Source organism: Salinibacterium xinjiangense (assembly GCF_014645015.1).
Taxonomy (GTDB): domain Bacteria; phylum Actinomycetota; class Actinomycetes; order Actinomycetales; family Microbacteriaceae; genus Rhodoglobus; species Rhodoglobus xinjiangensis.
The window spans coordinates 16,701-32,178 of record NZ_BMLC01000005.1 but is presented as its reverse complement, the minus strand read 5'-3'; the positions used below and the strand labels follow the sequence as shown (position 1 = coordinate 32,178).

Annotated in this window: 10 protein-coding genes and 2 pseudogenes; 2 read left to right on the top strand and 10 right to left on the bottom strand. The window is 63.7% G+C overall.

Annotation, left to right across the window (positions count from 1 at the left end):
* Window positions 1-33 precede the first annotated feature (33 nt).
* The 10 genes and pseudogenes from IEW81_RS13410 to IEW81_RS14825 all read right to left on the bottom strand — a co-directional run.
* Window positions 34-2,181, bottom strand: a complete 2,148-nt coding sequence (locus tag IEW81_RS13410) for an alpha-galactosidase (RefSeq protein WP_143544687.1) — start codon at window positions 2,179-2,181, stop codon at window positions 34-36.
* Window positions 2,174-3,307: a Gfo/Idh/MocA family protein gene (locus IEW81_RS13405; protein WP_097061124.1), complete on the bottom strand. Its 1,134-nt coding sequence runs from the start codon at window positions 3,305-3,307 to the stop codon at window positions 2,174-2,176. The genes IEW81_RS13410 and IEW81_RS13405 overlap by 8 nt, the downstream gene beginning before the upstream one ends.
* Complete coding sequence (locus tag IEW81_RS13400) at window positions 3,304-4,380, bottom strand: Gfo/Idh/MocA family protein (RefSeq protein ID WP_097061125.1); 1,077 nt, start codon at window positions 4,378-4,380, stop codon at window positions 3,304-3,306. The genes IEW81_RS13405 and IEW81_RS13400 overlap by 4 nt, the downstream gene beginning before the upstream one ends.
* 45 nt (window positions 4,381-4,425) lie before the next feature.
* Complete coding sequence (locus IEW81_RS13395) at window positions 4,426-7,446, bottom strand: alpha-mannosidase (RefSeq protein ID WP_097061126.1); 3,021 nt, start codon at window positions 7,444-7,446, stop codon at window positions 4,426-4,428.
* A 61-nt stretch (window positions 7,447-7,507) separates the two neighbouring features.
* On the bottom strand, window positions 7,508-8,413 hold the full coding sequence (locus tag IEW81_RS13390) for a carbohydrate ABC transporter permease (protein WP_097061127.1): 906 nt from the start codon (window positions 8,411-8,413) through the stop codon (window positions 7,508-7,510).
* 4 nt (window positions 8,414-8,417) lie between these two features.
* Complete coding sequence (locus IEW81_RS13385) at window positions 8,418-9,368, bottom strand: carbohydrate ABC transporter permease (protein WP_373285401.1); 951 nt, start codon at window positions 9,366-9,368, stop codon at window positions 8,418-8,420.
* A gap of 54 nt (window positions 9,369-9,422) precedes the next feature.
* A complete protein-coding gene (locus IEW81_RS13380) occupies window positions 9,423-10,790 on the bottom strand; it encodes an extracellular solute-binding protein (protein ID WP_097061128.1) in 1,368 nt (455 codons plus the stop codon).
* A 140-nt stretch (window positions 10,791-10,930) separates the two neighbouring features.
* Entirely contained in the window at window positions 10,931-12,130 is a 1,200-nt protein-coding gene (locus IEW81_RS13375) for an ROK family transcriptional regulator (RefSeq protein WP_097061468.1), read from the bottom strand.
* A gap of 110 nt (window positions 12,131-12,240) precedes the next feature.
* Window positions 12,241-12,513, bottom strand: coding sequence for an aldo/keto reductase (locus IEW81_RS14710; RefSeq protein WP_308421920.1), 273 nt, complete (start codon window positions 12,511-12,513; stop codon window positions 12,241-12,243).
* A 74-nt stretch (window positions 12,514-12,587) separates the two neighbouring features.
* Window positions 12,588-12,884, bottom strand: a pseudogene (locus tag IEW81_RS14825) (aldo/keto reductase); the annotation flags it as partial.
* A gap of 298 nt (window positions 12,885-13,182) precedes the next feature.
* Here IEW81_RS14825 and IEW81_RS13365 point away from each other — a divergent pair.
* Window positions 13,183-15,024: a glucosidase family protein gene (locus tag IEW81_RS13365; RefSeq protein WP_179691866.1), complete on the top strand. Its 1,842-nt coding sequence runs from the start codon at window positions 13,183-13,185 to the stop codon at window positions 15,022-15,024.
* Between the two features lie 46 nt (window positions 15,025-15,070).
* A pseudogene (locus IEW81_RS14565) lies at window positions 15,071-15,293 on the top strand (transposase); the annotation flags it as partial.
* Between the last annotated feature and the right edge of the window lie 185 nt (window positions 15,294-15,478).

The following is a 15,478-nucleotide window of genomic DNA, read 5'->3' as shown; positions in this document are numbered from 1 at the left end:
GTGAAACTATCTAGAAAGGCACTCTCTATATTCTCACAACCGCTTGTGCGAGGACACTCCACGGCCAGCGGCGGTCAGTGAAAAGAGCCTGGCCGAGGGCGCGTTCGGCAGTTTCACCGAGAGCGATCCTCCCGGATTCCAGACTGTTTCCGTGGGCTGGTCGGCCGGAAACAGCAGCTCGACATCCACGTCGAGACCCGCCAGTCGAGGGAAGTCCAGCTCGACACTCTCATCGCCACCGCGTCTCCAGACGGAGACGAGTATTCGATCCCGGAATTGAAGCGCCTGGGCACACCACGCGTCACTCCAGCCAGGAAGCCCGAGCGGCCACAACGGGATCGCCGTCGCGATATCGTGGCGAAATCCCTTGTACAGAGTGATCGCGCTGCGCACCGCGTCAAGCTGGCGACGGTCCAGTTTCCACATGCCGCCGCTGAGCTGAGGCCGGCCCAGTAATCCGTTGATGATGCACAGATGCAGCTCGTCGTCGGTGAACTCGGGCTGGGGATAGACCCAGATCGCTGCCTGCTCAGGAGTCATCGCGGTAACGGCGCCCGCGGCGATCGGAATCGAGAGCAGCGGGTCGGTCTGGTCGCTGGTCGACATGATCGAGTGTCGCGCGAGGGTGGCACCATCGGCTCGCCCACCGCCGCTGGCGCAGGCTTCGATAATGACGGAAGGATGACGGTCGAAGAGGCGGTCGATCCATTCGAGAAATGCCCTGTTGTGCCCGAGCAGTCCGTCTCCGGCACTGACCGAGGCGATGTCCGTGCCGATTCCGCCGTTGATGTTGTAGTCGAACTTGAGATATCCGAGCCCGTAATCGGCAATCAGCCGGTCGATGACGGCATCCATTCGAGAGATGACGGCCGAGCTGCGGAAATCGAGTTGATATCGTCCAGCACCGTTGACCCGGCTTCCGTTGCGCACGAAGAAAGCATCACGGGGCAGCTCAGCGGCCAGCGGGCTGTCGATACCGATCACCTCTGGCTCGATCCACAGCCCCGCAACCATCCCGGCCTCGCGAATCGCGTCGAACACCACCGAGAAACCACGCGGGAACCTGGCCGTCGACTCCGTCCAAGCCCCCACCGAACTCCACCATCCCGGCTCGTTGCTGTACCAGCCGGCGTCGACCGTATAGTACTCGGCACCCACCGCCGCCGCGGCCGCGATCACGGGCATCAGCTTCTCCTCCGTGGGATCGGCCAGGAGTGAGTTCATGTAGTCATTGAAGACAACGCCGAGTTCGAGGTCGTCGCGGTGCGGCCGACGGATGCGACGCCGATACGACGTGAGAGGGATGAACGTCTCGGCGACATCCCCGACGACAGCGGCGACGGCCACCGGAACCGTCTCGAAGGACTCCCCTGGCGCCAACACCGTGTGCCACTGATGCTCCTGATCATTGGGACCGCCCGCAGTCACGTAAACGGCGGTGCGCAGATCCCCGAGCTCCCACTGCCACGATCCGTTGTGCTCGATCTGCCACGCCCAACTGACACCCCTGGCTGCATCGCGCAGGGCACCCATCGGCAGGTATTCGGTGGTCGGCTGGGTGCCAACGCTGCCAATCGAGATGCGCTTCCTGCTCGAATGCTCTCCCCCCGCGACGAACCCGACATCATAGATACCGTGGTCGGGGAGGTGCTGCTCGATCCACTGGTACTCGCCGAAGAAGGTGTTGTGCGGCACCGCCAGGGTGATCGTATCGGCCCAGTCAGGTCGACCGAAGTCGACGAAGCCGCTGAAGGCGAAGGAGGAGACGTACTCGATCGTGAGCGGGACGGCCCCGTCATTGACGACCCGGCTCACGCAGCGGATCACCGCGATGTCGTCGAAGACTGTCCAGGTCGACTCGACTCGGGCGCCGCGGGGCTCGTGGTACTGGAGAACAGTAAGGGTGCTGCCGCCATCGACCTCCGAGATCTCATGCGAGCGGAATCGCAACTGCTCGGTGCCGCCGAGCTCGACGTGCCTGGCTCCCTGGGGAAACTGATCACCGGCCAGTTGAAGCTCCACCGGACCGATGGCCAGAGCCTGCGGGACGTCATCACCCAACCGGTCCGCCGGGCCCAGGGCGACCATTCGGAGGCGGTCATGCGCATCCACCGTCATCCGCAGTCGAATGCGACTATTGCCCCAGTCGATCGTGCGGGTGACAGCGCAGGGCTCAGTCACCGGCGGGGACCTGGATGCAGGCACTGGACTCGAGAGACCAGGCCGTTGCCGCACTCGTGAGGGTGCGACCGGTGGCCACGGCCTGCGTCATGAGAATGCCGAGATAATGATCGTGGCTCGCGTCAGCGAGGGAGTAGAAGCCCGCTCCCGTCCTCGCGAATTCGGCCATCCGCTCCATGACCTCGGCGACAGCGAGTTCATCGTCGCTGAACCGCGCCGGCGCGAAGTTATTGCTCCAGTGCACGGTGTCTCGCAGGCTGATCCGTCGCAGAAATGAGCCCTCGAGGTCTCCGTCACGACCGGTCTCCTCGCGCACAAGCCTCTCGTGCGCCGCAAATCCCGGCTCGGTGAGATAGTCGACCTCGTCACCCCGCAGCTCTCCCCGCGAGCCTCGAATCGTGATGTGCCGCGCGCGAATCGGCGAGAAGTACTGCTCGATGCTGAACTCGAATACGCCCGACGAGCCGGAGAACTGGAGAAGCGCCGTGATGTTGGCAGTTTCGGTCTCGGTGTAATCGGTTGCCCAGGCGTCGCGACCTCGAGCCGAGACAACGTGGTCGACGACCTCGAAACCGGAGATCCGGGCTGGCTCGAAACCGACACCGACAGCGAAGCGGATGATGCTGATGCCGTGATAGCCGTGCGCCACCGAGACGTGGGCACTGGATATTCGGCCGAGCACTCCCGAGCGGGCGACCGAGAGCCGGGCAGCGTGATGAGGCTGGAAGCGATACTGCTCGGCGACCTGGACCGGTGCACCTGCCGTATCGCGGTAGAGCTGCTCCATCGCCTCCAGTGACGACGCCGGCGGTGTTTCGACGAGCACGGGGATACCGGCAGAGGCGACGGCGCGCACGAGGTCTGCGGCCTCCTCGACCGGCACCGACACCACCACGAAGTCGTAGGGACCAGCGCGGAGAAAGGAATCGAGACTTGTCGTGGCGTCGAACCCCCACTGTGCCGCCACGCGTGAGACAGAGTCGGCACTGCGCACGAGGACCCCGGTCACAAGGAAACGGTCAGGCAGCTCGCGAGCAATTCGGAAATAGTACTGGGCCCTCCAGCTCGCGCCGATGACCCCGATGCGCACGGGAGTCGCATACTCGTGGGTCTCCCGGGCGATCACAGGTCACGTCCATTGCGGCCGCCACCCAAGCCCGCGTACGGCGACCCTGGATCCCAGTCGGCGCCCGGATCGGGCTGCGGCCCCCCGAGCGGGAGCACGACCGACGTGCCCGTGCGGTTCGAGAGGTACGCGGCCTCGACGATCTCCAGCGCCTGGAGCGAGGTATCGGGGATTGCGTAGTCACGCTCTCCAGAGCGGATCTGCTCGGCCAGGTGCTCCAGATGGCGCTCATGGCCGCTCACCGCGAACGGTTCAACCTCGACCACCGCGCGATCCTGTCCCGAAACGACGAGCAGGTAGGACGATTCGAATGCCCTGAACTCGATGTAGCCGTGGGTACCGATGATTCTGATGAGGCAGACGGTGTCAACCGGGACCGGTATGGCATCGCCGGTGTTGAGCAGGATGCGCACGCCGTTGGCCGCGCGCGCGAGGGTGATGGCCTCGGTCTCGACCTGCATGCCGTCCCGGAAGGTGCGGGTCGAGGTGTCTGCCGTCGACAGCACCATCTCCACGGGCGACTGCACGAGTGCTCCGAAGAACTGGAACCAGTGGATGCCCGCATTGATGATGTCCCAGCCAGGACTCTCCATCTCGACAAGCCTCAGCTCACCGAGGTCTCCCGAGTGCACCCGCTCGATGATCTCGAGAGCTGCTCGCTGCGCCATCAGGCCGTGAGGGACAACGACCGGGAGATTATGCTTTTTGAGCAGTGCCAGGATCGACCTGCCCGCGGCGGTCGTGTCGCCGAGTGGCTTCTCGACGAGCATTCCGAGCACAGCCCCGGCCTCCACGGCCGCGCGTGTGAACTGCAGATGGGAGGGAGCATACGTGGAGACGCAGACAACGTCGGCGGGAGACTCGCGCAGCATCTCCTCGTAGCTCGTGTACGTGGCGACGCCTCCCCCCGTGCGCTCGGAGACTGCCGCCAGGGACGCCTCGCTGAGATCAGCCACGGCGATCAGAGTGTAGGACTCAGACGCCATCAGGGCGTCGATACTCAGGGTACCGCCCGCACCGGCGCCGACAACGGCTGCGGTGAGCGGAACGATGGATGTGCTGTCGGTGGCCATTGATGTTCTCCTCGGTAGTCTCTGCTGACGCCGTCGTGGCTGACGCTAGCGTCCGGGTCCGGCGAAGCGGAGGGTCACGATCTGGAAGGGGCGAAGCGTCAGCGCGACCCCGTCATCGTCCACCGTAGCGACGGCGAGACGATCGATGACGCGTTCGAGGAGGTCGGTCTCGTCGACGCGAATCCAGCTGAATCCCGTGCGAAGCATCCCACTGGAGGTGGCCCCGAGCGCTTCATAGAGCCTGACAACGACGTCACCAGTGCGGTCTTCGGCCAGCTTGACCGCTTCCACCACGATGCCGGGCGCATCGACCGAGACGAATGGTGCTGCGACGCAGTCAGCAGCCCCAGTCGCCTGCCGCAGCGGGAGGTTGAGGCGATAACCCTCCTCAACCGCGTCGGCAATGCCGGCGCCGACCCTGACCGAGAACCGGAACTCCTGGCGTCCCTGGTCTGCGTCGGGATCCGGGAACAACGCCGCGCGCAGCAAAGACACCCGGACGACAGTGGATGTGCCTGCCCCGGGGACGGCCTGTCGACGAATGTCGTAGCCATAGCTGGCGTCGTTGGCGATAGCCACCCCGAAGCCGGGCTCCCCCACATGCACCCAGCGGTGCGCCGAAGTTTCGAAGCGGGCGGCATCCCAGGACGTATTGGCGTGAGTGGGGCGATAGACGTGCCCGAACTGCACCTCCGATGCGGCCCGGTCCGCGTGCACCGCGAGCGGGAAGGCGAGCTTGAGCAGCTTCTGTGTCTCGTGCCAGTCGATGATGACGTGGATGTCGAGGGCGCCCGTCTCACCGTCGAGCCAGAGTGTCTGCTCCAGCCTCGATGCTCCGAACGATCGCACGAGGCGCACGCCATGGCCATCGTCGGTGATTGCGATCGAATCCACCTCGGTCAGGTCAACACCGCTGTGCTTATAGCTCTCATCGATGTCCCAGGCGTCCCACTGGTTGGGGGTGTCTCGGAAGAGCTGGAGGAGGTTCGCCGTCTCGCCGACGGGAATGGTCTCGCGTCCGGCGATGCGGTCGAGCATCGACACGATGAGTCCGCGGGCGTCGATGACGACGCGCACTGCAGAGTTCTCGAGCACGAAGCCCTCCGCCGTCTGCGTCACGATCGACGCGGCCGACGGAGCCTCAACTGAGGCACCGAGCGAGTGGACGCCGTTGCGGGCGAAAGGACTAGCGTTGAAGGTCACGACATCGTCACCCGCACCGGCGATCGCTGCGATGGCCTCGGTGATGATGCCCTCGAGGATTACGGCCACCTCGGCGTAGTTGCGCTCGGCCTCCTGGTGCACCCACGCGATCGACGAGCCCGGCAGGATGTCGTGGAACTGCTGCAGGAGCACGGTGCGCCACACCGACTCGAGGGCGTCGTAGGGATAGGCGCCGCCAGCCAGCACTGTGGCGGCGCTCGCCCAGAGCTCTGCTTCGCGCAACAGGTGCTCGCTTCGCCGGTTGCCTCGTTTGGTCTTCGCTTGGGACGTATAGGTTCCGCGATGGAATTCGAGATAGAGCTCCCCCGACCAGACCGGCGCATCGGCATACTCTGCCTGCGCCGACTCAAAGAAGCGCTGCGGCGTTGACAAGGACACCCTCGGTGAGCCTTCGAGATCTGCTGTGCGCTGTGCCGCCGCCAGCATCTCGCGGGTGGGACCGCCGCCGCCATCCCCCCAGCCAAACGGAAGCAACGAGGTCGTGCCAGCACCCTTCTCGGCATACTGGCGCTCAGCCTTGGCCAACTCGCGCCCGGAGATGTCGGAGCTGTACGTGTCGACCGGCGGGAAATGCGTGAAGACCCTGGTGCCATCGATCCCCTCCCACCAGAAGGTGTGGTGGGGCATCCTGTTCGTCTCGTTCCAGGAGATCTTCTGGGTGAGGAACCACTTCGATCCGGCTGCTGTGACGATTTGTGGCAGCGCCGCCGAATAGCCAAACGAATCCGGCAACCATACCTCGAGAGGTTCGACCCCGAGCTCTTCCATGAAGAAGCGTTTGCCAGCCACGAACTGGCGCGCCATCGCCTCGCCACCCGGCAGGTTGGTGTCCGACTCGACCCACATTCCACCGACGGGAACAAAACGTCCGGCGGCGACCTGCGCTTTGACGCGCTCGAACAGTTCGGGGTAATACTGCTTCAGCCACGCAAACTGCTGGGCGCTCGATGCGGCGAACGTGAAATCCGGATCCTGCTCCATGAGCGCCAGGACGTTGGAGAACGTGCGGGCTACCTTTCGCACGGTCTCTCTCACCGGCCACAGCCAGGCGGAGTCAAGGTGGGCGTGACCGACGGCGTCGAGTTTGTGAGCGCTGGCGTAGGCTGGCCGCGCCAGAACGTCGGCGAGCGCTGCGCGCCCGGCGGCGGCGGTGCCTGATACGTTCTCCGGATCGACGGCGTCGACCATTCGATCGAGCGCCATGAGGATCTCCAGCCGACGCGGCAGGGTCACGGGGAGCTCGGCCATGAGCCCGGCCAGCGTCCAGACATCCTGCACAAGCTCCCACACCTCGATGTCGAGGAGAGCGAGTTCGAGAGTGCGCAATTGGTAGACGTGCGCAGAACCTGCCGTCGCCTTGTCACCGAGCTCTGTCACCCCGAAGGTAAAGGTGCCCGCCACGTTCGGGTTTGCTGCTGCTTCGAGATAGACGTCGACCGCACTGCCGGGCTCACCCGCCGGCAGATAGCTGTTGAGCGGCTCAATGGCCTTGATGATGCGGCCCTGTGGGTCGAAGGCGGTACCCTCCGCCTGGAAGCCCGGCAGCGTGATGTTGTAGCCGAGGTCGACGACTACTTCGGGACGCGTGCCGTCGACATTCCAGTCTGACGGCACAGTACCGGTGATGTGGAACCAGACGGTGCTCCACGGCCGGCCCCAGCTGGATCCGACGGCAAAGGGCACATAAGGCTGTCGGCGTGCTTCGGCGAAGGGAACGGGCTCGTCGGACACCTCCCACGCCTCGATTTCCAGCGGTGAGCGATGGCGATAGACAGCCGGCAAGAGTCGCTCGCGCGTGAAACGCTCGATTCGCGCTTCGACGAGCGCCCTGTTGTCGTGCATGTTGTCTCCTTAGCTCAGACAAAGCCCCGCCGGGAAGGCGAGGATGGGAGTGGGGTGCCTGTCAGCCCTTGACTGCGCCGGCGAGTGCGAAAGATCCACCAATGCCGCGCGAGACGAGCACATACAGCGCGATCACGGGCACCGCATAGATGAGCGAGAACGCGGCGAGCTGACCATAGGCGATGGTGCCGTACTGACCAAAAAAACTGTAGATGCTGATGGCTGCTGGCTGCTTGCTGGGCGAGAGCAGAAGCACGAATGGAACGAAGAAGTTTCCCCAGGCCGCAAAGAAGACGTAGATCGAAATCACGGCGATGCCGGGTCTCATCAGCGGGATGACGATGGTTCGAAGTGCCCGCATGGCGGAAGCGCCATCCACCCAGGCGGCCTCTTCGAGGCTGATCGGCACCGAGTCCATGAAGTTCTTGGCCATGTAGATCGCCACCGGCAAGGAGGATGCTGCGAGGAAAGCGATCGTGCCGGGGATGGAATCGAGCAGGTTGAGCGCGACGAACAGTGCGTACACCGGCACCATGATGGCGGTGATGGGAAGGCAGGTGCCGAACAGAACCGTATACATGAACGGCTTATTGAAGCGCGCCTGGTATCGCGACAGGGGATACGCCGCCAGCAAAGCGATCACCACGGTGATCACGGCTGTCGATACCGAGATAATAAGGCTGTTCCACAGCGGCAGGAAGGTCAGCTCGGGCGTGAGCACGGCGGAGAAATTGTCGAACGACAGTTCAGCAGGCACACGGGTCTGGTAGGTGGCCGCCGTGTCGAACGACGCAAAGACGAGCCAGCTCAGGGGAAGCAGGAAGCAGAATCCGATGATGATGAGGGAGGCGTTGGCGAAGAACGCCGACATGCGCTTCGACGGTGCCGCGACAGAGCGCGTTCGAGGTCGCGAGTCGGGGGTGAGCGCCGGCTCGTGAGGCGTGGTGGGAGTGGTGGTGGTCGTCATCGGCTCAGTCCTTCGGTGCGCGAAGCGCTCTGATGTACACGATGGAGAAGGCCGCGCCGACGGCCAGCATGACCGTCGCGATCGCGGTGCCGTACCCGATGTCGCTGAACCGGAACGCCTCCTTATAGGCAAGGATCGGCAGCGTCGTGCTGTTGTTGCTCGGCCCTCCCCCGGTCATCACGAAGATGAGTGTGAAGAGTGACAATGTCTGGAGCGTGATCAGCATCAGTGTCGTGGTGATCGTCTGCCTGATCATCGGCAGCGTCACGTAAATGAGCCGTTTGGCGCCCCCAGCACCGTCGATCATGGCCGCTTCCGTAATCTCTGGCGGCACATCGTTCAGCGCCGCCTGGTAAATCATCATCGAGAAGGCAGCGCCTCTCCAGATGTTGGCGCAGATCACGGCGAGCATGGGGAAGCTGTACAGCCAGTTCGGACCGTCCAGTCCCACCACGGAGAGCATCTGGTTGAGAGTCCCGTCCTGGCTGAAAAATGCGTACGCCACGAAAGCCGCCACGATTTCCGGCAGGATCCACGCGGCCACGATGATCGTGCCCACGACGGCCCCGACCTTCTTATTGGCCTTGTTCATCAACAGTGCGAGCGACAGTCCGAGCACGGTCTGCGCGATCACCGCCGAGACGAGCGTGAAGACCACCGTGAGCCATACCGACTGGGGAAACAGCGGGTCGGCAAACAGGCGGGTGTAGTTGTCGACCCCGATGAACTGCGGATCGGTCGCCGCTCGGCCCGTCAGAGACGCGTCGGTGAGAGAGCCCCATAACGACCAGATGATCGGCCCCGCGAGAAACACCAGCATCAGGAAGATCGCCGGCACGAGCGGGATCATCCTGATGAGGCTGGTGAGGCTGCGGCGTCGGCTGCGGCGGGACCCTTCCTCGGGATCCCGCCGCAGTTCCGGCTGCGGTGAGGGTGTGAGCACTTCTGCAGTCACAGTGGATCGCTCCTGTATGTCGTGTTCTGATTTCTCACCGGGCCGAATTAGTGACTAGCCCTTATTGATCACTCCATCGGCTCCGACTATGCCCTCGATCGCCGCGTCATAGGCCGCTGCGGCCTCTTTCGGCGTCGCTGAGCCCGTGATGATGGCCTCTGTGGCACGCTGCACCTCAACCGAAATCTGGTTGTAGTCAGCAGTGGCGGGGCGGAAGTGCGTCACGGCGACCAGGTCGGTGACAGTGGCGACGAACGGATTGGCCGCGGTGTAGCTCGGATCGGCGGCCACATCTGCCCGCACCGCGATCTGCGAGTTCTCGTTGTCGTAGGAGAGGGCATTCTCCTTATTTAGCGCCATCGCCAGGAATTGGAACGCAAGATCGGGGTTGGCCGACTTCGCGCCCACTGCCAGGGTCCAGCCACCGGACATGCTGACTCCGCCTGGCTCCTGGCCATCCTGTGTCGGGAACGCGACAGCACCCATCTCATCGGCGTACTCGGGCCACGCGTATGAGCCACCCTCTACCCAGAATGACGGGGTGTATGACCCTTCGACCGTAGCTCCCAGGGTTCCCTTGGGGAACATCGTGCCGAAGACTTCCTGCCAGATGTTCGGGTCGAGAGCCTGTGCCGGCGTGAGTGCGTAGTTCTCGCTGTAAAGCGTGTCGAGGAACTCAAGCGAGTCGATGAAGCCCTGTGAGCCGGTGACCCACTTGGACGACTTCGAGTCGTATAGAGCATCCCCACCAAGCTCGGTTCCGTAGAGCAGCTCGTAGAAGCCCTGCATGTTGGAGCCTTCGCCGGTGCCGGTGCCGGCATACAGGTTGAACGGCACCACCGCGGGCTGTGAGACCTTGATGGCCGCTGCGGCATCGAGGATGTCCTGCCAGGACGACGGTTTCCACGGTACGGTCAGGCCAGCGGCCTTGAAGATCGATTCGCGGTACCAGATAGCGCGAGTGTCGGTGCCGAGTGAGACCGCGTAGATGCTTCCATCATCGCCGGCCCCTGCCGCTTTGGCGGCGTCGTCGAACTGCTTCCAGTCATCCCACTCGGCGACATAGTCGTCGAGGTTCAACAGGAACCCCGCCTCGGCGTCCGACCTGAGTGCCGTCGTGTCCTCGTAGAAGACGTCAGGCGCGGTCTCTGCCGAACGCTGCGACAGTGCGAGCTTGGTTTTGTAGTCGTCGTCGGTGCCGGCGACGGGTTGGAGTTCGACCGTGACGCCCTCGTTGGCCGCTTCGAAGTCCGCTTTCACCGAGGTGAAGAGGGTATCCAGCGCGGTGAAGGCGTCGGTCTTGATGTAACTGATCTTGAGGACTTTGTCCCCGCCCGCATCTCCGGATGCTGAACATCCGACCAGACCGATCATGGCCCCGATGGCTATCGCCGAGATGCCGATTGCTGCTGTCCTGCGCATGGTGCTCCCTTGCTCCACTGTGCGAATGTGACCATATCGATGACACACCGCGAGTGCAGGGTTGAGCGCTTCGTTGTGCCTCGGGCCAATAGTACATCGATTTGACTTATTAAGGCGAGGGTTTATCCGACGAGATATTCTCAGGCCAAAAGCAGTGATTTTGGGTTGGGGGTGAGTGCGCGATCGAGCACGAGACACGCCGCCCCGATCGCGGCGACGTCTTCGCCGACACCGGTTCCCACGACGCTGATGCGATGGATGCTGCGAGCCACCCGCAACTCTTCGAGGAGAGCAGGGATGCTTCGCTTGTAGTGGCCCGAGAGTCTCGACCAGAACGGCCCGCCGAAGACGACCCTGTCGAGATCAAGGAGGTTCGCCACCACCGAGACGGCCTTGGAGAGTCTCACGGCTGAGCGATCGAGGATGTCGGTCGCGGCCTCGTCGCCGGCGGCAGCGGCGGCGCACAGTTCGGTAAAGCGCTCGTCGATCGACACCGTGTCGAGCCCGATCGGGACACCACCGAACACGCCACGCTGATCCGCTTCGATCACCAGCGACCTCGGCATACAGGTCACGATCACGCAGCCCCTCAGACCGCAGAAACAGGGAGGCCCGTCGGGGTCCGTGACGATGTGGCCGATCTCCCCGGCGTTATCGGAACTGCCTCTCACCACCTCGTCCTTGACGACGAGGCCCGCGCCGATTCCCGTCCCGAGATAGAAAAACACGAAACTGCCAAGACCGCTCGGGCCACCGGCCCACATCTCGGCGACCGCGGCCGCCGTGACATCCTTATCGAGGATGGCGGGAAACCCGGTTCCCTCAGCCAACGCGTCACGGAGCGCCACCTGGTGCCACCCGACGAGGTGGGGCGGATCGACAACCGTTCCCCGCACCCTGTCGATCGGTCCGGGCGCGGCGATCCCGACTCCCCCGATTCGATCCCGCCTGACACCGGATTCGGAGACGAGGTCGGTGATGGCGCTCACCAGGCTCGCGATGATGACCTCGGGCTCTGTCGAGGTGGGAGTCGCATGGCGCGAACGAGCGACCACAGCGCCAGTGAGGTCGAGCATGACGAAGGTCATCACCGTGGGGTCGAGGTGCACTCCGAGTGCATACCTGCCGTCCGGATTGATTTTCAGGATCGTGCGCGGTTTGCCGGGGCCGCTGATCTCCTTTCCCGCCGCGACGATGAAATCGCGGTCGAGCAGCCGACGACAGATGTTCGAGATCGTCTGGGCCGAGAGGCCGGTTGCGCTCGCCAGCTCGACTCTGCTCAGGCCCGTGCGGGAACGACGGATCGCGTCGAGGATGACCGACTGGTTGAAGTCGCCCATGGCCGGCAGATTAGTCCCGCGGCGCATGGTGAATTGCGGCTGCTCTGCCACGGCGCATCCTTACTCTCGACAACTGCAGGATAGTCCCTGGGTGCGCCCTGGGACCGGACTCAGAATTCCTCGTGGGTCTCGGGGTCGCCACCCCAAAGTCGTTCTGACTCCAACGCGGAAATGGCCGCGATCTCGTCGGCCGAGAGTTCGAAATCGAAACCCTCGAGGTTCTCGCGTCGCCGTTGCGGATCGGCTGACTTGGGAATGGGTACCGCTCCCAGCTGCACAGGCCAGCGCAGCACGATCCGGGTGTGGCTGACACCCTTCGAGCTGGCAAGAGACGGGATGACCGGGTCGGTGATGAGCGACTTCTGGGTCGCCAGCGGGCCCAACTCTCCGTCACGATGCCGAGACTGTCATGCACTGCCCTCACGCCGACCTGGGGGAAGTGAGGGTACAGCTCGATCTGGTTGACTGCGGGAGTGACACCGGTCTCATCGGCCAGCCGCGTCAGCTGGTCCGTAGTGAAGTTGCTGACCCCGATCGACCTCACCAACCCTCGGTCGCGAAGTTCTATCACCGCCCGCCACGAGTCGACGAATCTGTCGAGCTTCGCCAGCGGCCAATGAATGATGTAAGGGTCGACGTAGTCGAGTCCGAGACTCTGGAGTGACTCTTCGAATCCCTCGAAGGCCTGGTCGTAGCCGTGATGGCGACCCCGGACGCGCGAAGCCCCTCCCCCACTTCCGACTCGTTGTGATATTTACGAGCCGTGTCCAGAGGGCGATTTCCGGCGCGGATCCCCTCGGCTACAGCAGCTACCCCGTCGGCTCCCCACATTCCGAACGTGCCGAGACCGATCGCGGGAATGGAGTTCCCGTCGTTCAGGGCGAGTGTCGGAAGAGTCGCACCATTGGGATTCACCATGTGAGCCTAGGGGAATATCCCCATCGAGTGGGCAAAGTCATCATCACCGACGTTCTGCGCTTGTCAGCACCAGCAGACACTGCAATACTCACACCGCAGAGACGACACTCATGGTTCGGGAGACAGGACAGCCGATGACCCAGGTATCCCGAGGAGCTTCCCCCGCACATCCATCCCTTGGACAGGGGCGCCCGACATGGAACGTCGTCGCAGACGGGGCCGTGTCGTTAAAGAGCCTCACGCTGCGTGATGGCACAGTCGAACTCAACGTGCCCGAGGAGGCACGGTTCCTCGAGTTCCTGCTCGACGGCACTCTCGCCTTCGCCCTGTTCGACTCCGGCGTCGTCCAGACGGGTCCGAATGACCGCGATGAACATGCGCTGCCGCATCGACTTGAGCGGTTTTACACGGTCGTGCGGGGAGCCGGATGTGTCTCCATCGACCTCCGCGACGCGCATCCTGTGTCGGCATCGATCACCCATCTCGACGATACGCGGGTGAAGCTCGTCGTCAGTTTCGGATCGGTTGACAGTCCAGCGATCGTGCGCGTTCGGACAGAGTCGGTTTCGGTTCCGGGATTCGCGCGCGGCTCCGCGAAATTCTCGGACCCCCTGGACGAGCAGACACACCTCACGGCGCTCTGGGCAAATCAGGTCGGAACCCTCGGTGGCATCGAGGTCCCCGGATCCGTGTATCCCACCCTGAAGCTGCCCGAACGCGAATATTGGAGCCTCAACACGTTCTTCGATCCCGATTCCTGGAGCGTGCTCAACTGCCTGAGCTTCTCGGGTGATGGGTATCTCGTCAATCAGGCCCGGCTCGTACTGGATCGGGTTCGATCGGACATCACCGCAGACGGCGTAGTCCCGCACCACTACGATTCACACAAACCCGTGTATCTCGCGATCTCCGGCGCAACCCAGCCCGGTCCCAACATCTTCTTCTGTCTCGCGGTGCTCGACCATGTCGCTGCCACCGGGGATCGAGACTACTTGCGCACGCTCTGGACGGACACACTCATTCCCTGTGTGGATGCGCTCCTCGCAACGCTCGATTCCGACCATGATTTGCTCCGCTCGGGCGGTCCGCTGTGGATCGATGTCTTCCGGCGTGAGGGAATAACCCTCGACACGAACGCCGCCACGGTGCTTCTCCTCAGCCGGATGATCGACGCCGCGACACACCTCGGCGAGACCGGGACTGCGGGGAGGTGGCGTGCGAATCGTGACCGGATCAGTGCCGCGATCGAGGGCTTCTGGCGCGGAGACCACTACGCCACCGTGCTGCCAGGGACCGGTGACGATCTCGACATGCACGACTCCGATGACGTGTTGGTGGTGCTCGCTGGAGTCGCTGACGATGCGCGCGCTCGCGTCGTATTCGATCGACTGGAAAGTTCGGGGATGCACCCGGGCGGTCGTGGCACGTGGGTCAGTGCGCGCGGGTACGGGCCCGAGCTCTGCTACGACGGCAACGTGGGCGATTCGAACTGCGCCTTCGCGCGCATCTGGTGGGCCGAGATGCGCGCGCGCCGGGACCGCGGCGACCGCGGCGCATTTCTGGCCATGTTCGAGGCCGTGCGCGCTGACCTGATCGAGCACACCTGGATGGGCGAACGTTACGACGCTCACGGCGCCATGACCCGTGCCGATGGCTACCACGAGTATCCGGGCATTCTGGACATCCTGCTGAGGGAGGGCGTCTACGGTCTCATCGTCGATGTGGCGAAGGTAGATATCCGGCCCCAGCGCGACGGCGACCTGTTATACCGGCTCGGAGACGTCGGAGTCGAGCGCTCGGGCCAGGACTGGCGCGTGATCGTGCCGGGCGAGGGCACCAGAGATTTTCTCTTCCACGACCTCGGGGCCGGGGATTTATACCGCTGGGGGGATGAGGTCGGCACAGTGGCACCCGACGGAACGCTCGCCCTTGCCGGACCTGCTGGGATTGAAAACACCCTCACACGCCTGAGCTAGCGTCTGTCTGGTAAACGAGTGGAGGGTTCGCTGAGACGCTCGTCCGGTGTCGAGGTTTCAGGTGTTGTCGGATGCTCAGTGGTCGTTGAACGATGGGATGCTGCCGCGCCCGACGGGCCCGAAGGGAAGACCGTTCGCTGACGTACGGACGGTGGGCGAGGGCATCGTCTACCGGTATCGATGTGGCATCGCCTGGCGGTGGATGGCACCGGGGATCGAATGCTCGAGAAGCCGACGGCTGCCGCCGATGCTGCCGCGGTCTGATCGATTGATCTTTGCCGGTGGACTCCACGATCGCCCGGGAGAGGCCGCGTGCCTCCAGAATTGGGGTGATCATCTCAGTTCACTTCCTTTCCGACCGGAACCGCTGGGCGGTGTGATCGATTACTGGTGATGCATTTCGCGTCGTCCTTCGGCGCACGAGTTGTGGATACAAGCTTTCGAATCGAGCCCG

Bases quoted from the DNA above. Each gene is read 5' to 3' on its own strand.
- IEW81_RS13400 (WP_097061125.1), bottom strand. From the start codon at position 4,380: ATGGCCACCGACAGCACATCCATCGTTCCGCTCACCGCAGCCGTTGTC.
- IEW81_RS13395 (WP_097061126.1), bottom strand. From the start codon at position 7,446: ATGCACGACAACAGGGCGCTCGTCGAAGCGCGAATCGAGCGTTTCACG.
- IEW81_RS13390 (WP_097061127.1), bottom strand. From the start codon at position 8,413: ATGACGACCACCACCACTCCCACCACGCCTCACGAGCCGGCGCTCACC.
- IEW81_RS13380 (WP_097061128.1), bottom strand. From the start codon at position 10,790: ATGCGCAGGACAGCAGCAATCGGCATCTCGGCGATAGCCATCGGGGCC.
- IEW81_RS13375 (WP_097061468.1), bottom strand. From the start codon at position 12,130: ATGGGCGACTTCAACCAGTCGGTCATCCTCGACGCGATCCGTCGTTCC.
- IEW81_RS13365 (WP_179691866.1), top strand. From the start codon at position 13,183: ATGACCCAGGTATCCCGAGGAGCTTCCCCCGCACATCCATCCCTTGGA.